The 20,213-nt window shown below is 45.5% G+C and carries 15 protein-coding genes; 1 reads left to right on the forward strand and 14 read right to left on the reverse strand.

Annotated features, from left to right (window positions below; all coding sequences use genetic code 11):
* Position 1: 1 nt before the first annotated feature.
* From argB to BUB19_RS12370, 8 genes are all read right to left on the reverse strand, one after another.
* A complete protein-coding gene (argB, locus tag BUB19_RS12335; protein ID WP_073094839.1) occupies positions 2–826 on the reverse strand; it encodes an acetylglutamate kinase in 825 nt (274 codons plus the stop codon).
* Positions 827–1,014: 188 nt separating this feature from the next.
* Positions 1,015–1,779, reverse strand: a complete 765-nt coding sequence (locus BUB19_RS12340; protein WP_073094840.1) for a PhzF family phenazine biosynthesis protein — start codon at positions 1,777–1,779, stop codon at positions 1,015–1,017.
* Between the two features lie 107 nt (positions 1,780–1,886).
* Positions 1,887–3,338, reverse strand: a complete 1,452-nt coding sequence (locus BUB19_RS12345; protein WP_073094841.1) for a TrkH family potassium uptake protein — start codon at positions 3,336–3,338, stop codon at positions 1,887–1,889.
* 2 nt (positions 3,339–3,340) lie between these two features.
* Positions 3,341–4,687, reverse strand: coding sequence for a Trk system potassium transporter TrkA (gene trkA / locus BUB19_RS12350; protein ID WP_073094842.1), 1,347 nt, complete (start codon positions 4,685–4,687; stop codon positions 3,341–3,343).
* Between the two features lie 110 nt (positions 4,688–4,797).
* The gene (locus BUB19_RS12355; RefSeq protein WP_073094843.1) at positions 4,798–6,798 is read right to left on the reverse strand and encodes an alpha-amylase family glycosyl hydrolase; all 2,001 of its coding nucleotides are present in this window, start codon (positions 6,796–6,798) and stop codon (positions 4,798–4,800) included.
* A gap of 282 nt (positions 6,799–7,080) precedes the next feature.
* The gene (locus BUB19_RS12360; protein WP_073094844.1) at positions 7,081–8,529 is read right to left on the reverse strand and encodes a Ca2+-dependent phosphoinositide-specific phospholipase C; all 1,449 of its coding nucleotides are present in this window, start codon (positions 8,527–8,529) and stop codon (positions 7,081–7,083) included.
* 39 nt (positions 8,530–8,568) lie between these two features.
* Positions 8,569–9,546, reverse strand: a complete 978-nt coding sequence (locus BUB19_RS12365) for an endonuclease/exonuclease/phosphatase family protein (protein ID WP_073094845.1) — start codon at positions 9,544–9,546, stop codon at positions 8,569–8,571.
* Positions 9,547–9,694: 148 nt separating this feature from the next.
* On the reverse strand, positions 9,695–10,972 hold the full coding sequence (locus BUB19_RS12370) for a DUF445 domain-containing protein (protein ID WP_073094846.1): 1,278 nt from the start codon (positions 10,970–10,972) through the stop codon (positions 9,695–9,697).
* A 559-nt stretch (positions 10,973–11,531) separates the two neighbouring features.
* Here BUB19_RS12370 and BUB19_RS12380 point away from each other — a divergent pair.
* Entirely contained in the window at positions 11,532–12,911 is a 1,380-nt protein-coding gene (locus BUB19_RS12380) for a sensor histidine kinase (protein WP_084097241.1), read from the forward strand.
* Here BUB19_RS12380 and BUB19_RS12385 read toward each other — a convergent pair.
* From BUB19_RS12385 to BUB19_RS12410, 6 genes are all read right to left on the reverse strand, one after another.
* Positions 12,890–13,627, reverse strand: a complete 738-nt coding sequence (locus tag BUB19_RS12385) for an NYN domain-containing protein (protein ID WP_073094849.1) — start codon at positions 13,625–13,627, stop codon at positions 12,890–12,892. The two genes, BUB19_RS12380 and BUB19_RS12385, sit on opposite strands and share 22 nt — an antisense overlap.
* Positions 13,628–13,695: 68 nt before the next feature.
* A complete protein-coding gene (locus tag BUB19_RS12390; protein WP_073094850.1) occupies positions 13,696–14,556 on the reverse strand; it encodes a universal stress protein in 861 nt (286 codons plus the stop codon).
* A complete protein-coding gene (locus tag BUB19_RS12395; protein ID WP_073094851.1) occupies positions 14,553–16,154 on the reverse strand; it encodes a BCCT family transporter in 1,602 nt (533 codons plus the stop codon). Before BUB19_RS12395 ends, BUB19_RS12390 begins: the two co-directional genes overlap by 4 nt.
* Positions 16,155–16,166: 12 nt before the next feature.
* The gene (locus tag BUB19_RS12400; protein WP_084097243.1) at positions 16,167–17,495 is read right to left on the reverse strand and encodes a hypothetical protein; all 1,329 of its coding nucleotides are present in this window, start codon (positions 17,493–17,495) and stop codon (positions 16,167–16,169) included.
* A 334-nt stretch (positions 17,496–17,829) separates the two neighbouring features.
* Positions 17,830–18,669, reverse strand: a complete 840-nt coding sequence (locus BUB19_RS12405) for an alpha/beta hydrolase (protein WP_073094852.1) — start codon at positions 18,667–18,669, stop codon at positions 17,830–17,832.
* A gap of 171 nt (positions 18,670–18,840) precedes the next feature.
* Positions 18,841–19,914: a zinc-binding metallopeptidase family protein gene (locus tag BUB19_RS12410; protein WP_073094853.1), complete on the reverse strand. Its 1,074-nt coding sequence runs from the start codon at positions 19,912–19,914 to the stop codon at positions 18,841–18,843.
* Positions 19,915–20,213: the final 299 nt, after the last annotated feature.

The following is a 20,213-nucleotide window of genomic DNA, read 5'->3' on the forward strand; positions in this document are numbered from 1 at the left end:
TTTATTGCGTTATGGTTGTTCCAATACTTTTTTTATTGACGATATATGATATAATCTGTTCTGGCCTGGTACCGTTTAGTATCACAGCTTTTTTAACTCCTGCTTCTACTGCCGCAGTGCATGATTCGATTTTGGGAATCATACCGCCTTTTATGGCTTTCCCGTAATATTGCGGAATAGATTTCAGGTTAACCTCTCTGAGAATGGAATCGGGGTCCGGAAATTCCAGATAAAGACCATCTACGTCCGTAAGGACAATATAAGCATCTACTTTCAATGCAGAGGCAATTTTACCTGCAAAAACATCCCCATTGATATTGTAATCCTCGCCCGATTCGTCAGAAGCAATGCAGGTAATAACGGGTGTAAATCCATTGTCCAGCAAAATATTTAACAATAAGGGATTGACGACCGTCACATCGCCTACCTGGCCGAGATCCACCTGATGCGATTTCCCTGCCTCATCGGCAGCGATATGCCAGCGTTTTCGGGCAATGGCAAGCTTGCCATCCTTTCCCGAAAGCCCCACTGCCTGAAGCCCCTGCCTGTTGAGCAGGTTTACCAGTGAACTGTTTACTTCCCCTTTCAGCGTTTTTTCGATACTGAGCAGCGCCTCCGGACTGGTGTGCCTGTGACCATCAAAAAATTGCGACACGATGCCCGCCTCCTCTAAAGATTTGTTGATAAAAGGACCACCTCCATGTACCAAAACCACCTGAATTCCATGATCTTGTAAAACTTTAATTTTCCCGGAGATGGATTTTTTTAATTCCTGATTGATCATCGCATTCCCACCGTATTTGATGAGAATTTTTCGATATTCCATTGTATTTTAATTTCGTTACAATTCGATTAAAAAAAACTTTGCAAAATAAAAAAGCAATAATTATACCAAGGAAAAAAATATCTATGGGAAAATGCCGATTAAATGATTTAATTAGAATATTATCATCTAATGTTTGAATAATCAAAAACCAGTCTCTCAATCTGACAAGTTGTCATCAAAAAGCGCTATCATTTTTCAATTTCGAATGTACCGGACAGCACTACCTCATCTCCATTGATTTCGGCAAAAAAACGGCCTCCCCGGGGACTCAATTGATGGGCCAGCAGGTTGGTTTTGTTGAGTCTCGCTGACCAGTAGGGTACCAGCAAGGCATGAGAGGAACCTGTAGCCTGGTCTTCCAGTTGCTGTACATGTGGGACCAGCGTCCTGCTCACAAAGTCAACCTGATCTCCTTTGGCTGTCACTGCATATCCAAAAATTTCAGACTGTCTCAATTGCGCATAATCCGGTTTCATCGCTGCCAATGCTTCCTCAGAATCCGTTACGATCAGATGTTTATTCGCAGTACGATACATTTCCAATATGGGTAGGCCAAGTCCCTTGAGAATGGCGGCGGGCGGTTGAACCCGTTCCAGCGTAGGAATTGCTTTCAGCCGCATACTAAATTGATCGCCTTCATGTTTGACTACAATCGATCCGCCGTTATGGTATAGCTTGATTTCCTGTTCCTTGGCCTTATTTGCCAAAAATATACCGGCCGCAGCAGCCCCATGGCCACAGAGATCAATTTCCTCATCCGGGGCAAACCAACGTACCTGGTAATCACCCGCATTATCCTGAAAAACAAATGAGGTGGCGGGCATACCAATTTTTGCAGCCTCTGCCTGCATTACCTGGTCTTTGAGCGCGGAAGATGAAAATACTACAGCAGCAGGATTACCTTTGAAACCCAATTCGGGCGCGGTGAAGACGGCAATTATTGTTGAATTCATCTGATTGTGGTTTTCACGATTAAGCTGGAAAGGATTTCCTAAAGCCTGGTGTCGAATTAATCCGCTAAGGTGCTTTCCTCTCCGATTTCGGACAGGTCAGACAAGACTCAATTGGCCCGCCAGAAATATGGCGTAAACAACACCAGGATGGTAAACAACTCCAGCCTACCCAATAACATCAAAAAGCTGAGAAATAATTTCGCAAAGGGGGAGAAAAAGGCAAAATTATCCACCGGACCTACCCGGCCGATGGCCGGTCCCACATTTCCCAGGGAGGTAGCCACCGCACCAAAGGAGGTGATCAGGTCATACCCCGCGACAGACATTACGATGGAGCCCAAAACAAATATCATCAGGTACAGCAATAAAAAATTCATGATATGGGTAATGACTTTTCCTGTAACCCGCTGACCATTGATTTTCAGCGGTACTACAGCCCGGGGATGCACGATGCGTTTAAACTCGAGTGTCGAATTTTTTACAAAGGTAAGGTGCCGGATGAATTTGATTCCCCCACTGGTAGAACCCGCACAGGCTCCCATGAAAAGCATCATGAAAAAAATGATGGTAATGCCATTGCTATAAGCGGTATAGTCTGCAGTGACATATCCTGTAGTAGTGATCAGCGATACTACCTGAAACATCGCTTCCCTGAAGATTGCTTCCACATTCCCGGGCACAAGGTAATAGATCGCCACTGATATGCCTGCAACCAGAATTAACAGTGAAATCAGATAAGCCCTGAATTCATCACTGGCCCAAATCCTCCGGAATCGTCCCTTAAAGGCAAAGTAAAGCAGTGTAAAATTGGTCCCCGCCAAAAACATAAACAGAATGGCCGTATACTGTATCAGGGGATTGTCAAAATAGGCCATGCTTGCATTTTTAGTAGAGAATCCACCAGTGGACATCGTCGTCAGCGAATGATTCATGGCATCAAAAAAAGACATCCCCTCCAGGTAATAAAGCAGTACCAGAAATACGGTCAGGCCCACGTACACATACCAGAGCCTTTTGGCCGTCTCCCTGATCCGGGGATGAACCTTATCTGAAGTAGGCCCCGGGGATTCGGCAACAAACAATTCAATCCCGCCTATGCCCAGAAGCGGAAATATTGCAACCGTCAGTACGATGATTCCCAGGCCGCCGATCCATTGGGTCATGCTTCGCCAGAGCAGAATTCCTTCAGGTAGCTGCTCTATATCCGTCAGAATGGTAGCTCCGGTGGTGGTAAATCCGGATACGGTCTCAAAGATGGCATCTGGTATCGCAACAATACTTCCACTAAACACATACGGCATCATCCCGAATACCGACATGATGATCCAACTCAGTGCGACGATCATGTATCCCTCTCGTTTTCTGATATTCTGATCTTGATTCGCGAAGGAATAGAAAAAAGTGCCGCCTACGATCAGGCAAATCAAAGAAGAACCAATCAATGTAATTTGATCCCCACTCTGATAATAATAAGAAAAAGCAATGCTGGGCGACATCAGTATGCCGAGAAGCATCATCAGCCCTCCCATTACTTTCAGAATAGCCTTGTAATGGATCATGGTCAGTTGAATAGTTTTTCCAAAATGGGCTTGGCTTCAGGAAGAGCCAGGACAATCGCTTTATCATTCAGCATTAACTTGAATTCCCCATCTGGAATAAACACGTCCTCTCCCCGTATCACTCCGGCTACAATGGCTGAATTTGGAAAATGAAGGGCTTTTAAAGTCTTTTTGGTGAGCCGGTTATTTTTTGTAACCAAATACTGAACAAATTCGGCTTCCACCCCATGAATTCCCGAAACAGCTTCTACTTTACCTTTCGCCAGGTAGCGACTTACATGGTTTGCAGCTACCAGTTTTTTATTGATCAGGGAGTCAACACCTATGCTATGCGAAATATGGATATATTCCCGGGTATCCACATGAGCTATGGTCTTGTACACCCCATGGTTTTTGGCACTCAGGCTGGTGATGATATTGGTTTCTGAACTATTGGTCATGGCCAGAAAACCGTCCATGGTTTCCAATCCCTCTTCGATCAATAGGTTGATATTTTTGTAATCTCCATGTATTACCAGAGTAGAATCCAATCTTTCAGCCAGCCACTTACACCGCTCTTTGTCATTATGTACCAGGGTAATGGCGTAGTGGTTTTCCAATTCAGTAGCGGTGGAATAAGCCAGGTCATCGCCTCCGATCAGCATCAGGCTGTGTATTTCTTTTTCCTTGTGCTGAACCAGGTCTTTTACCGCACCTACAGATTTATTATTAGATATAAAAAATACATGGTCATTGTTACGTATATAGGTATCCCCTCTTGGAATGATCGTGCGGTGGTCGCGAACAATGGCGATGATACGAATATCTTGAAAAATGGGATCTGTGGCAGCGTCCGAAAGTCTCTTGTTCACCAATGGTGAATTGTATTCGAGGGTTATTCCCACCACGCTTAGCTTTCCCCCCTCAAATTCGATCACCTCGGAAAAAGTGGAGCGTTTTACCAAACGTAAAATCTCCTTGCTGCAAAGCATTGATGGCGAAATAATGGAGTCAATGCCCAGGTTCTCAAAATAAATTTTGTTTTCCGGAAAAAGGTAATCGTGGTTACGTACCCTTGCGATAACTTTTTTGGCTCCCAATTGCTTGGCAAGTACTGCGGCACATATATTGGTCTTTTCGGAGGTAGTGACGGCAAGCATCAGCTCAGCCTGGTGGATATTGGCCTTTTTAAGAATCTCAATCGATGCAGAGTCTCCCTCTATGGTCATTACATCCAACCGGGATCCGATATTATCCAGAACATCTTTATCCAAATCGATAAGGATGATGTTTTTATTCTCATAACTAAGCTGCTCGGCGAGGTGATATCCCATATCTCCCGCCCCAGCAATTACAATATTCATTGCCATACGCTACTTTTCTGGAAACCAGACACAAAATTAGGTAAAAAAGATTCACGCCCAACGCATATTATAAATATTTACCAAATATCGGGATATTGCCAAATAAAAGTTTGAAATCAATCGACTCGTTCGAAAACCAGTGCTGTCCGGTTCGTCATGTATATGCTAAGCGACTGGTTTTGATCGGTAAAATAATTGATGCTGTTGTCTATCCGGCCGAAGCCTCCGAATTCAGGGTCATCGGAATTCAGAACGAGCCTGTATTGCCCCATTTCCGGAGCCCTGAACTTATAGTCAGGTATTGATTCGTGTGGATTGAAAGAGATGGCAAACACCAGCGCACCCCTTTTGTACATCAACACTTTATTTTTCGGGTCTGCGTGCAGTTGTTCTGCAAAAGGCTCCGGCAATATCCGGTGCTGCTTTAACAGGTGAATCATGGCTTTGTCCCAGTTTTCTAAAAATCTGTATTTCAAAGAGGGGTCGGTGGACAGACTCCACTGCCTGCGTGCATACTGATAACTCCAGTTATTGCCCTCCCGGGGGAAATCTATCCATTCGGGATGTCCGAATTCGTTACCCATAAAATTGAGATATCCCTCACCGCCAAGGCTGCTGGTAAAAATCCGAAATAGCTTGTGAAGCGCAATGCCTCTATCGATGATATAATTTTCGTCATCCACTTGCATGTGAAAATACATTTCCTTGTCCATCAGCCAGAAAGCGATAGACTTATCTCCCACCAGCGCCTGATCGTGAGACTCTGCGTATGCTATGGTTTTTTCCCTGTACCTGCGGTCACTTAGTTCCTTCCAAAACTCCAGGATATCCCAGGATTCGTCTTCCTTTTCCTTTAGTGTTTTAATGTAGAAATCCGGTATGCCCATGGCCATGCGGTAGTCAAATCCCAGCCCACCTTCTTCGGGCTTCCTGCACAAGCCCGGCATGCCACTGACTTCCTCTGCGATAGAGATGGCTCCGGGTTTTACCTCATGGATCAGCTCATTGGCCAATTGCAGGTAAATGATGGCATCCCAATCCACATCTTTATGAAAATACTTTTCAAAATGGTCGAAGGTGATCAGTCCATGGTGGAAATAGAGCATGGATGTCACCCCATCAAATCGAAAACCATCAAAATGAAATTCTTCCAGCCAGTATTTCAGATTTGAGAGCAAAAATCTTTTGACCTCCCATTTGCCATAATCAAAAAGCTTGGAATCCCATACTTCATGATATCCCCGTGGACCCGAATGGAAATAATGGTGATCCGAGCCGTCAAACTCGTTCAACCCTTCGGACACATTTTGCACGGCATGGGAATGGACTACATCCATGATCACAGCCAGCCCCATTTTGTGGGCCTTATTGACCAGGTATTTCAAGTCTTCGGGTGTACCAAACCTACTCGAGGGACAGAAAAAATTGGAGACATGATAGCCAAAAGAGCCATAATAGGGGTGCTCCATTACGGCCATTAGCTGAATAGCGTTATAACCAAGCTTCTGTATTCGGGGCAGAATCTTATCGGCAAAGTCAAGGTAGCTACCTATGGTTTCCTCTTCCTGCCCCATACCAACATGGCATTCGTAGATCAGGGGCCCCTCCTGCTGATAGCAGGGCATAAAATCATGGTCTGTCCATTGAAATGCCAGACCAGGAAACCAAAGCTGCCCGGAAAAATCCTTACTGGCCTCATCCTGGACCACCCTTTTGATATATGCGGGAATGCGGTCACGGGAGGTACCTCCCCCCTTTACATGAACTTTTACCAGACTTTTGTGTACCAATTGGTCCTTATAGGATTCAAAAGGTAAGAATATTTCCCAAACGCCCCATTGGTTTTTGTCAAGTGGATGGCTGCTGCGATCCCAGCCATTGAAATCTCCTATCAGAAAAAGGGCATCGGCTTCTGGTGCCCATTCCCGATACACCCAACCCCTACGCTGACTATCAAAGTTAATCCCGAAATATTCGTGTCCGCTGGCAAAGGCCGAAAGACTGCCCTCCACATTTACCAATTCCTCTCTGGCCAATTGAAACCGCACCCAGCGTTGGTAAATTTCTTCCTTATACCCTTCCAACCAGGGATCTTCTTCGACAATCTTTAGCTTCATGTGTTTTTAATTTGATTTTTTATGCTCAGATAATTTCCTGTTGGCAGAAAGGGAACCTTCGCATGATCACTAACCACCCGTTTTCGTACCGATTTACTTCTGCTTGTCTGCCCTGGGCAGGCTCGGTTTTCGTATGTGAACTATTTGTCAAATCACACCGCTTAGTTTCAAGCGGCTATAAATTTGTTATGCCGCAGAAGCCAAAATGATACATCCAATGCACAATAGCACCTGTTTATCCAGGCAAGGGTTCAGGTATTCATTTTTTCCATATACAAAAGATCAACCCGGTGGGTCGGCCTGGCTGACTATCGGAAATCCACTGGCTTGCCAATCATCAATTCCACCTTCCAGATGGTATACATTTTTAAATCCGGCTTTTAGAAGCTGATCAGCAGCCTTGGCCGAGCGCCCCCCTACTTTACAGTAAACCATAATAGGCTTGTTCTTTGGCAGTTTGGCTATGTTGGCGCCAAAATCCTCTTTGAGAAAATCAATATGACTGGCATCGGATATCATACCCTGGTCCACTTCTGCCTGTGTGCGTACGTCCAATATGAGCGGATCCATTGCTGCTTCTGCGAGAGCAAAAGACTCCGCATCCAAAGCAATGACCGAGCTTTGATGCTCGTGAAAAGAGGATGTCTGCAGATTTTTGGCGGAGAAAGCCGGATTGATCCGGCTATAGGAATTGTCCGGAAACCTTACCTGATAAGCACCTTCCCACCTGGGGTCAGGAAGATAATAATCCGTGCTGATCAACTGTGCACCACTTTCAAATGCCTTTTCCATGCGCCGTGTGTCTTTCATCCGGGCCTCCCGTGTATCGGCATCTGCCCGGGTCCTAACCAGAAATCCCTTTTTGACCAAATCCCTTATCTGTGCCTCCTGCCCCACAGGATCGTTGAGAATAAAGATACCGGCCATGGGGTGATCTTCCGGAACCGTTACAAAAAACACAGCGCTTTCTCCCGCGGCCTGGCTGGAAAGATATGTCTTGGTTTTTTCCTCCTTCTCATCGAGTACCCAGACAAATTTGCCCTTGGCCGCCTCCAGATCCGGCCATCCTTTCTCGGTTAATGCCTCTTTCAGGCTGCGCTGAGTTCCGGAAATATCCACGGGTCTGATCAGCTTTTCGGCTCCAAGTTTTGCCATGATCACCTGATCCAGCAAGCGAAAGGCTTGCTCGTCAAAAGCCAGTGCTTCTGCGAAGCCCCGTTGGGGGTAATTCTGATCCTTGGCATTCAAGGTGATGAAGACAGGAAGATGATTGGGATGTAAATCCGACCAGTTTTTGAGTTCTTCAAGATAATCTGTCAATAAGGGATGGTGACTACTGTAGTCAATGTCCTGTACGTGAAAAACCTTAAATCCGGGCTCATCAAACCCTTCAGGCAACTTTTCACCGGTAAGCTCAGCTCCCATGGGGCTACTGAACCGGCCACCTTCAGGATCATGATAGACATCCAGCTCCAAAAGGCGCAAGCCCAGGTCCAACTGTTGCCATATTCGTGGATGGCTGTAATCCAAACCAGCAGCCAGATCAGGGTTCTCCTTGCTGATCTGATCCATCACCTTATCGGGTACAGCTTGCTTGTAGCTGTTATGGCTACCGATCAGTTGGATGTGGTTGATCTGTAATGACACCGGATCGGCGGAAGGTTGCTGACCGCAAGCCCAGAATAACGAAAAAACGATAATAAGCAGCCCTCTACAATACATTTGCTCCATGGTATGTCATTTGTAAATATATCGAAACTTATTAAAAAATCAGCCCTTTGTAGAAAACTCCGCCCATAAAGGCAGATGGTCCGATATCCTCCAGGACATTTGAAAGGGAGATAATTTTCTGTGCTTCAACAGATGGGGTCCAAAATCGAATATTCCACCTGTCAGATATTTGATAGAAAGCCGGGGGATGTGCAGGTGATTTTCGAACCAGGCAATCTGTGAATAAAATTTGGTTTGGTTGTCGATAAGGGTTCTTCTCACATGCCAGAGATCCTCCGGTACAGTAAGGCCGGTAGAGACAAAAGCTTCGTAGCGCGGGTCGCCTAAACGGTCTATATTAAAGTCTCCCAATACTACCAGACTCTGATCAAAGGACTGCATACTGATGGCCCAGTCCTTCATCCATTCGGCTATGGCTTTCAGTTCGCTCTCCCTGTCGGAAAGCACTCTCCCATACAACACATGCATGCTCACCAGCACAAAAGTCTTGTCCTGGACTTTAAAACCTACCGCATAGGGTGTGCGGGCAAACTGCCTGGAAAAGGCTCCGGCTTTGATCCTGGCTATCTTTTCATTGGGTACCACCAGCTCGCAGGCCAGTCCGGAGAGCTTCACTTTTCTGGTGTCAAATAAAAAGCCAAGGCGCTCGCCATTACCCTCATTCCCGCCCGATACATCGGTAAGAATAAAACTCCAGTGGTTACCCAATACTTTCAGCATGTGTCGAAAGGCCTTGATATTTCCCTTAATTTCCTGAATGGCGACAATATCAAAGCGGGCAATAATCTGGGCTATGGAAAGTAGGGAATGCAAATCCCTTTTTGGAGAATCACCATCACCAGCCTCCCATTTTTCGGTAAGGTCAGCAAAAGTACGGATGTTCCATGTAGCGATGAGGATGTTGTGATCCAGCTTTTTAAAGGGCAGCTCCAGGTCCAGAACCTGATTTAAAGCCGAGATTTCCTGCGAAACTGCAGCAGGTGGCTCTTCTAAAATCTTCACTACTTTATGGCCCATAACAGGATAGAATGAGGGGTTCAGGTAAAAGTAAATCCGACTAAAAATAAGCTTTTCAGGCTGGATAAAAAAATAAAAGTGAAACTGAACCGTCTCTTGTCTGATAAAAGTTCCCTGGACATGAAAATATCAGAAATCTTCTTTCCTGCTACAACAGGAGCCATCGCAATGTGGCTATCAATAGCCCAACCAAACCGCCCACTACGGCACCGTTCAGACGAATGTACTGCAAGTCATTGCCAACTTTGTCCTTGATTTGCAGCATGATCCCTTTATCGTCCAACTTACCCAGACTACTTCTCACCATATTCCCCAATTCCGGATGATACTGATGCACCAATTGGCTCACGCTGGCTCTGATCCACTGGTCCAATTTCGCTCTGCTTTCCTCATCCTCTCTAAGTTCCTCCAGAAACCGGATCACCTGGTTTTGAATAAATTGCATGAGAGGACTATGTATGCCTGACAACTGGACAGCAATGCTATCCTTCCATTGACCCAACAATTCAGAAATGATCCCCCTGGTCTTGTCATTCAATATCCAATTTTGCTTCAGGCTATGCAGATAGGCCAGGGACCGGGCCTCTCCTGTTTCCAGGTTTGTGGCAAACTCCAGCAGATACTGGTCCATTTTCTGACGCAGCGGATGGTCGGGATCATCTTTGGTTTCGGCGACCAGGACCAGTGCCAGATCAAGAATTCTATCGGTAAGCAGGTCAGGGTCTATTCCGCCGGTTTGTTTGCCCAGCCAGACTGCAGACCGTTTCACCCAGTCCTTTTTGGCGTAGGCGTTCAGTGCTTCCTTCAATTTATCCAATACCAGCGTCCTGGTCTCAGGCTCTTGTATGGAAAGGGAAAACTGATGCAGCGCCATACTCATCAGTCCCTGGTGCCTCTTTTCAGAAATGGTTTCACGCAGCCATCGGCCCAATGGCCCCGCAATATCTACATGGTGTAGCCGGTCTTTCAGAAATTTCTGAATAATCACCGGCAACCTGGGATGGTCCATTTCTCCGGCAAAGCGCAGCAGAACAAGCCGGATAAAATCAAGCAATTTCCCGACATTCTCCTTTGTCTCCAGGGATTTCAGCAGGGAAGTTGCTATCTGAACATTCGCCAGCCTTTCGCGCAACACTTCCGGAGAAAGCCATTTGGTGGCCACCAACTCTACAATGCCTTCAGTCAGCTTTTCCCTGTTCTTTACAATGATATTGGTATGCTTTCGAACATAAGGAATGGGTATTTCATAAAACAGCGCACTCACCGCAAACCAATCTGCCAGGCCGCCAATGGTGCCGGCCTCGAAGCCGGTGGTCAATATCCGCCAAAACGGTCCTTCCACCCAGCCTAAATGTAAGGATGCCTCCAAAGATATGAAACCGGCTATTGCCAGGAGAAGTGAATAGATTCCTACGTTACTTTTCACACAAATAGGTAAATTTATTTGAACTCAAAAAAACCAAATGGAAGACGCTTCGCTTTTTGTTCCTGTCAGCTTACGCCAGAGATAAAGGTAGCCTACATCTTTTTAAAAGAAAACTTTCCAGGTGTACCCCAGCATCCTTTTTCTTCATAACCAGCACCGGTCCCTGGCTTTCTTTTGGCTTTAGCCCAAAATATGCAGTGCCAACCTGTTTTGAGCAAATGCCGCTACAACTCCAGTCGCAAGCTTACTTGTTGGCAGGCCTGGACTGAATTTCCTACCGTTTACACCCTCCCTGAAAACCGAGACTGACGATTCAGGTTTCTGACAGATACCGGTCAACCGGTAGGTAGGCCAATTCCATTGCTCTCCGTTATATACAGATGCCCACAGAAATGGGTAGAAAGATATAGATAAGCCATTTAATTTCTCTAATTTTACTGTCAGTAGGGAAGCGATATAAGGGTACATTTTTTTACCTGAATGGAGCAGCATCTATTTTTAAAATAGGACAAGCGCTACGAACAAAAGAGCTGATGAATAAAAGCCCCCAAAGATAATCATGTGGGAACAGTATCGAAAGTTTATTCTAAAAACCTGTCTTGACCCATACCAGCCCTCAGGGACCTTGAGTTATTGGAGAGATTACCTATTCGTTTCGGCACTCGTCTTTGTCCTGCCACTGTGTACCATTGCGGTTATTCCCGGACTCTATCTCTCCTATAAATCTGCTTTTTGGGCGCTCATGCTTTTTGATGGATTGGCCTTCTTCGGTCTTATGCTGATTGCAATCGTCCCGGGCATACCATTGCCTGTCAGAAAGTGGATTTTTATCGGGATCACCTATCTGGCTGGTATTTTTCTGATTTACTTTCTGGGTAATTTCGGCCCAGGTTTGCTGTACCTGCTTTCGGTTTCGATATTCATGTTGCTGGTATTGCCTGACAAGTATGCCTTCCTGAGTTTTGCCCTGAATCTGGCGTCCTGTGTATTCTTTGGATGGATGATTTATCAGACAGATCTCCAGCAGAATTATTTCTCGTCCACCGTCGATCTCCAATCCTGGATCGCCATAAGCGCAAACCTCATTTTTTTAAGTGCCATGTTTTCTATTTTGATACCTAAGCTTTTCAAAGGCCTGCGGGAAAGTCTGGAGGAGCAAAAATCATTGGAAAAAGCGCTCACCCGGCAAAAGGAAAAATTGAAGGAATCTCTGGCAGATACTGAGGTAAAAAATAAGGAGCTGGAACATTTTACCTATGTGGCTTCGCACGATCTACAGGAGCCGTTGAGAATGGTGACCGGCTTTCTTCAGTTATTGGAGCAGAAGTATACCCACCTGCTGGACCAGAAAGGCAAGACTTACATCAAATTCGCAGTAGATGGAGCGCACCGCATGCGCCGTCTGATCCTGGACCTCCTGGCCTACTCCAGAATTGAGAAAACCGGTAACGAGCATGAAACGGTAGATTTTAACCAACTCCTGGCTGAAATCAAACTTACCTTTGAGCCGGAAATAAAAAAACTAAAAGCTGAAGTCACCGGCGACTCATTGCCGGTGGTTCGGGGACCTTCCAGCTTCTATTTCTTATTGCTGCAAAACCTTATCGGCAATGCATTGAAGTATACAAAACCCGGCGTTCCTCCCCAGATTCACCTTGGCGTAGAGGACTGCCAGCGGGAATGGCAGTTCCATTTGAAAGACAATGGTATCGGAATCGATCCGGCTTATTTTGAAAAAATCTTCGTCTTGTTCCAGCGCTTGCATCATCGCGAGGCTTATGAAGGTACCGGGATAGGGCTGGCGATAGTCAAAAAAATTGTTACTAACCTGGGTGGCAGTATTTGGGTAGCGTCAAATCCCGGTGATGGGACCGTATTTTATTTCACCTTGCCCAAAAACGATTCGCCGGAAGAAGGTCAGCCCTTGTTGCGCACATAGATCAACTTGTACTTGCCCTTTTGGTTTTCCCGCTGGTCGATTTCGAATTTACTGATAGAGTTGATCAGGGGCGTTAATTTTTGAAAACCATAATTCCTCGAATCAAAATTAGGTTGCTTTTTCTGCAAAAGGTTGCCTACATCGCCCATAAATGCCCAACCATCGTCGTCCGCCAGGTCAGATATGGTTGAAGCGATCAGCCGTATTAGCTTGGGATTAATTTTATCGACCTGCGGCCTCTCTTTCCGAACCTCCTTGCTGTCATCTGTACCATCAGCATCTTTTTGCAGGATTTCCAGGTAGATAAACTTGTCGCAGGCTACGATAAAGGGGTCCGGAGTTTTCTTCTCTCCCATTCCGATGACCAGCAAGCCAGCCTCCCGAAGGCGGGTAGCCAGTTTGGTGAAATCACTATCACTGGAAACCAGGCAAAATCCATTTACCTTTTCGGCGTAGAGTATATCCATGGCGTCTATGATCATGGCAGAGTCGGTGGCATTCTTGCCTGAGGTATAGCCATATTGCTGAATGGGATTGATTGCGTTTTCGAGCAATACATTTTTCCATTTCCCCAACTGCGGCCGGGTCCAGTCTCCGTAAATTCGCTTAATGGTAGGGTTTCCATATTTGGCTACTTCCTCCATCATTTCCTTCACCTGATTGGATGGTACGTTGTCTGCGTCTATAAGCACAGCAATTTTTAGGTCGGCTTGCATACGTATTTATTAAATGCCAAAAATCCTTCGCTGCGCAAAAGTACGATACTTTTCAGCAAACTACTGCATTATTTGACAATCAATACCGGAAGATGCTTATCTGAGGCGATCAGTCTTTCTGCTACCGAGCCGATCAGCAATGTGTCATCATCTGTTTTTCCTTTGTTACCTATTACAATCAGGTCTGCCCCCTTGCGGATAGAATAATCATAAATGCTCCTGCTCACCGGTACGTCCTCTCCTTTGATCAGCTCAAGATCTTCTTCCAGCCCCACTTTCTTTTTAAGCTTGGCATAATTCGAAATGGCCTTTTTTTCAAGTGCTTCCTGAAATTCGGAGGGTTTGCGTATGTATGGAAAGTATTGCATGCCTACTTTTAACACATGCAGAGGTAGAATCACGGCCCCGGTATGCCTGGAAAGAATTTTGGCCATTGACGCCAGGTCTTCGGAGTAATCCGAAAAATCAAGTGGTAAAACAATCTTTTGTATAGACGCTTTTGAGGTCTCCGGAATGAAAAGGGTATGGGAGGAAGTAAGCCGAACCACCTTGCTACTAAAAATACCGGTACCCCCATGGATCGATTTCTTCGCCAGCAGTACCAGATCAAATTTCTGCCCGTCTACCCATTCTACCAATTGATCCAATTGCCCGCCAGAGTAGACCTTTACCTTGATACTGCTTTTTCTCTCGTTGAAAACCGTTTCTACTTTTTCCATGGCTTCCTCTTCCAGGATTTCATTCAGCGATTTATCCAGATAGGGTAACATGTCACCGATTTCCTTGGAGACCTCTTCCAGGGCTACAAAATGGATCAGGGTAAGTTCTTTAAAATCAAACTTTTCGTCCAGTTTCTGAATGTAGTGCAAAAGCAATTCGTCCAGGTCGGACAGATCTATAAACAGGCCTATCTTTTTTAGCTCTTTCATGATTTTTTTTCTTTTTCCAGTTTTTTCATAATCACATCTGACAATCGTTTTTCGTAAGATTTACGATCCAGTTCTTTATCATATTGGCTGAGACGGGCATACTCCTGCTGCAATCCCTTTTGCAGAGAATAGCACATCACTACCAATATTACCAGAAATGGCAAGCCGGTGGTGATGGCAGCGGTCTGCAAGGCTGTCAAGCCTCCACCGATCAATAAAACGGCCGCCACCGCACCTTCGGTCGTGGCCCAGAACACCCGCTGTCCTACCGGAGCATCCAGCTTCCCTCCTGCAGTAATGCTATCGATCACCAGGGAGCCGGAATCAGAAGAGGTCACAAAGAAACTGGTCACCAACAGGATCCCGATGATGGATCCGATACCGCTAAAGGGGAAATTTTCAAGAAATACAAACAAGGCAAGGGAAACATCCTCGGTGATGGTCTCTGAGAGTACGTGGCTGCCGCTGGCCAGTCCTTCCTGCATGTCCAGAAAGATAGCGGAACCACCCAGAGCGGTAAGCCACAGGAAGGTCAGCAAGGTAGGTACCAGTAAAACTCCAAAAATAAATTCCTGAATGGTACGTCCCCGCGAGACGCGCGCAATAAACATCCCGACAAATGGGGACCATGAAATCCACCAGGCCCAATAAAAAACGGTCCAGTCGCCCTGCCAGCCATTATCCCGGTAAGCTTCTGTCCAGGTTGAAACCTCTATGATACTGGTGAGGTAGTTTCCCATGTTCTGGACAAAACTGCGAAAGATAAATAAGGTGGGGCCCACGATAAGCACAAAAATCAATAAAATCGCGGCGATTCTCACATTCCATTGACTGAGGAATTTGACTCCCTTATCAATGCCTGAAATCACAGAAATGGTAGCAATCAATGTGATACCGGTGATCAGTAATACCTGTACGGTTACGGTGTTTGGAATTCCAAAAAGGTAAAAAAGGCCGCCACTCACCTGTTGCACCCCCAGCCCCAGGGAAGTAGCGAGGCCAAACAGGGTCGCCAGCACGGCGAGAACATCGATGACATTGCCCATCCAGCCATTCATCCGTTCTCCAAGTAAAGGATAGAAAACCGAACGAATGGTAAGGGGAAGCTTGCGGTTATAGGTAAAGAATGCCAGAGACAGCCCTACCACAGCATAAATGGCCCAGGCGTGAAAACCCCAGTGCAGAAAGGTAAGGTTCATTGCTCTTTCTCCGGCTTCCAGAGTAAATGCATCCCCGTAAGGTGGAACAGCATAGTGGTAAACCGGCTCGGCTACCCCCCAGAACAAAAGCCCTATGCCCATACCGGCACTGAACAGCATCGCAAACCAGGCGCCTGTAGAAAATTCCGGTTGGGCCTCCTTGCCCCCCAGACGAATGGCACCATACTTACTGAATCCGAGAAAAAAGCAAAAGATGATAAAGGTATTGACCGCAATGATAAACAACCAACCGGTTTTGTCGGTGATGAAAGTTTTCATATCGGTAAAAACCAGGGCCATAGGTTCGCCGACCCACAAAGTAACGCCAATAAACAGGACGATTAAGGCTACTGAGGGCCAAAATACGGGTGCATGGATGTCAAAGTACTTGTTTTTCATATAACTGTATTTTTAGAAATAATAACCAATATTGATATTCAATCGTGTATTCCATCCAGGATCGGTGGCAGTAGGGTTGAGGGCAGAGACCGGCTGCCGGTAATCTAATCCTCGGCCTGTACCCAGAGCATTGCCACCAAAAGCGTTGGTCAGCCAGGGGTGGTTGTAGCCCATCGCCACATCAAAATAGGCATACACCTGGCCTGCCGAGACCAGTGCTCCAAAGACATTCTGCTGTGATTTCCGGTATCGCCCGGTAGATCCCGCAGGAGCAGCAGTAAATTTTTGCATAAGCGTAAAGTCGTTGTACAACTGCACCTGGCTTACCGGGCCCCATTTGAGAGGAATATCATAAGCCAGGCCCAGCACATATAGTGCTGCGCTGTTAGCTACATCATAGGTTCCAAAGCCATAGGCGCCCATCTGAACCACGTCCAGCACCTCTCCCGAATCGTTTCGGACATCGTTATATGTATAATATATCGCTTCTGCCTTTAAATTCCATGGCCCCCAGTTTCCATCGTGGTGAATGGCTGCGGACCAATGGGATCCTGAATGACTGGTTTGCATGTTATACAACTCATGCCACTGCAGGGAAAGGCCGGTTTCATGTGCAGACCAATTTTTCGCCAGCCGGATATTGACCTGATGCCTTTCTATATTTGAATTTCCGGGAACAGGTACCACATCGTAGGAGTATCTGGCCGTAGAAAACGCGCCGAAGGTAGCCTCATTCGTTCCTCTGGGTTCTGACAATAGAAAATAAGCACCGTCAACTTGCCATGTGTCGGCCTCATGAGACAGGTGAAAGCCCATTTGATGGTCGTCTTCCAGGCCCAGGTAGTAGGGCAACTGAAACCACCAACTGTGTGAGGCATAGGGCAATAATCCAAATGGCACCTGGGTAATGCCCATTTTCAAATGAGTACCTGGCGTAAATTGATAGCCGAGCCAGCCGTACTTTAAAAAATGCGTATTGAAAGTCGGGTAGAATCGGTATTCGAAAGAAAGCTGAATGCCCTCACTGTACGCATCTACATTTAGCCTCCAGGTATCCCAGGTCCATTCATTCCTCAAAAATGTACCTAACGGAAAAGTCTGCCCCTCATAATGTGTATACAGATTGTTTAATCGGAAAGCTCCTCCTACTTTCAGCCAGGTAGTGTCCCTTTTTAGGGCATCTTCCTGATGCTGCAGGAGTTCAAGAGTACTTTTTTCATTTCCGTAATCATGTCCCAAATGTAGGGGAACAGTATTCCCCTTTCTCTGCAAAGAATCTTCACCTCCAAGTGTATTTGCTGCGTTAAAAAGAAGTAAAAAAATGATCAGACTGTATCTCATCCGTTGGCTTTTGGTTCCTTTCAAATTTTAAATTATCAAAATTTAAAGGGAATTAAAACTTTTATGACCATTCATTTATCTTAAAATCGACATTAACCCGCATTTTCACCACCCATCATTTATAGTTGAACGAAGATTATAAAAGAAACATTAGTCCATAACATCTTTGAGATAAAAATGAATGTGATCATTCAGGTGACGTACAGCCTATACCAGTAAAATAATCGCGACGGAATCGCAATTGAAAAATGAATTGGTTTCATGATAGGATTGGATGAGGTGCTGAAATGAAATTCAAAAATAAAAATCTAAAAAGAGCCAAAACTGTGCTTTCTTAAAAGCTTTTTTCAATAAATGCCTTCAGTTTTAATGAAGCGTCCAGCAGGTTAAGTCCAATCCAACCATGGCCTTCGTTGGGATAAAAATGAAATTCATGGCTTACCTGCAGTTCTTCCAGTCTTTGTTTGAGGGAAATCCCCTGACTGTTTGGGATTAGGGGATCCTGTCCCCCATAAAACAGGATGGTGGAAGGGGCATCGTCTTGAAGCTGAAAAAGGGGACTTGCGGAGCGGAGCGTTGCTTCATCCGATCCAAACAAATCGAGCATTTCGCGGAGATCTGCGTTTTGGGTATTCATATACGCTTCGTCCAGGAGGTTTGTAGGACCCACAATGCTGCAAACCATTTGCACCTGATCTGCTTCATCCCGGGTATAACTCCACAGCAGTGCCAGATGTCCTCCTGCACTTACTCCTACAAAGCCCAGTCTCTCTCCAATCTGATACTCCTCCCGGCTGCTTTGCAAGTGTCCGACCAATGCAGAAATATCTTCCATCTGCATGGGGTAGGGAGACTGGTCGTGATCCGCCAATCGGTAATTCATATTTACCACCGCAAATTGTGGCAACTGCTCCCGCAAAAAATCCCGGAAAGAATTCATTTCCGATTTATTTCCTTCCATCCATCCGCCGCCATGGAGCAAAATGAGGGTTGCGGTATTTTCATTTCTATTTGCAGGCAGATATAGGTCATACACCTGCCGCTCCTGATCACCATAACTTACATTGCTAATGGCTTTAAATTCAGGTCCTGTTTGTTGTGGTGGCTCCTCCTGCGGCACACAGGAGATCAGCGATAAATTGCACCAAATAAAAAAATGACTGAGTTGCTTCATTACTCCAATAGTTTCTTATGTCATAAAAACCAAATGTTGCGGAAATTTAAAAATATCTCTTTTATTATTTTTATAATTTTAAATATAATTTTTTGAATACATCAATTCGCTGCAAACACCAGGAAAAAGGATTTTGATGCTGGAGGTTCCCCCTGGGGAGCTAAGCAACGATCATGGTGATGAGCTAAAACCACGGGAAACCCCCTGTATGACCTGATGGACAAATATCAGTTTTGATTTTACCTTGCTGCTGATTACGAAGGGGTATATGTCCTGGAGCCCCATGCTCCTGTTTACACTATTCAACGCCAGAGAGAGCGGAATCCATTGATCCATTATTTGTTCAAAATCCGGGCATTCGTAGGCATCTGTATCGATGGAACTTGACATATAAGGCATGCCGGTGCCTAGTCTGGGGTTCATAGTGAGGCCGAAGGAGAAGGCCGTTTCCAGCGTATCGACAATATGGAGGTAATGGGCCCACGTTTCTGCCCAGTCCTCCCAGGGGTGGGCACTGGCATAGGCGGATATATATTTTTCCTCCCATTCCCTGTTGGCAGACTTTTGGTAATGTTTTTCCAGCGCCTGCTGATAAGATGCCCGCTCATCCCCAAATATCTCTCTGAATACCGGCAAATGGGTTGATCCAGCAATCAGGATATCCCAATAATAATGGCCAATTTCATGTCGGAAATGCCCCAGCACCGTGCGGTAAACCTCGTCCATCTGCTTTTTTGCCATGGCCCTTTCCACATCATCTGCCTCTGCAATATTCATCGTGATAGTCCCGGAAGCATGTCCTGTCATTACCGCTTCATTTTCCTGCGCAGCCTTAAATTCAAATCCCAGACCAGTCTCAGGGTTCCGTGCCTTTGAAACAAAGGGCAAATTCCACCGCAGAATTGCATAGAGGAGCCTGTGTTTAGCATTTTCTATGGTCTGCCATCTTTTTTTGTAGGCTGGGTTTGAAAGGTCCGGAATGATCTGATTGAGAACACAAGCCTTACAATAACGGTCAGTGGAAGCCATTGGAATCAACCAATTACAACCCTCATGTTGTCGATTCAGACAATAACGAAAAGGATTACCTGCTGCATCGATCAATGGAGCATCATTTCCCTGTTCAAAAAAGGCCATCAAATCTAATTTTTCCGGGTCAAATCCCAACAGCGTACCGCAGTGGCTGCATTTAGTGTTCTCAAAATACGCTGGCTTCAGGCAATGCTTGCATTGGAAAAGTTTCATGGGTCAGGTTTGATAAATCACAAGCAATTTTTGAACCACAAATTTATTTTTTTATAAGGCTGTGCAGCCCATATTCAGGTGAATTCAGAAATCCTTTAGCCAATCTGTAGAAAGAAGACAATACCTCCAAACCGATAAGATCATTCAATTCGGAAAACAGGCTGAAGCAGATCTCGTTAAAAACGCAGGCAATTACTAAATTGACCCTGGCATTTTCTCCCGATTTGCAAAATTCACCTCCACAAAAAAATATCAAATACGCATTTTTATTTCAGATCAAGCTATATATGATTAGCAGA

Origin of the sequence: Cyclobacterium lianum, assembly GCF_900143075.1 — a bacterium.
Taxonomy (GTDB): domain Bacteria; phylum Bacteroidota; class Bacteroidia; order Cytophagales; family Cyclobacteriaceae; genus Cyclobacterium; species Cyclobacterium lianum.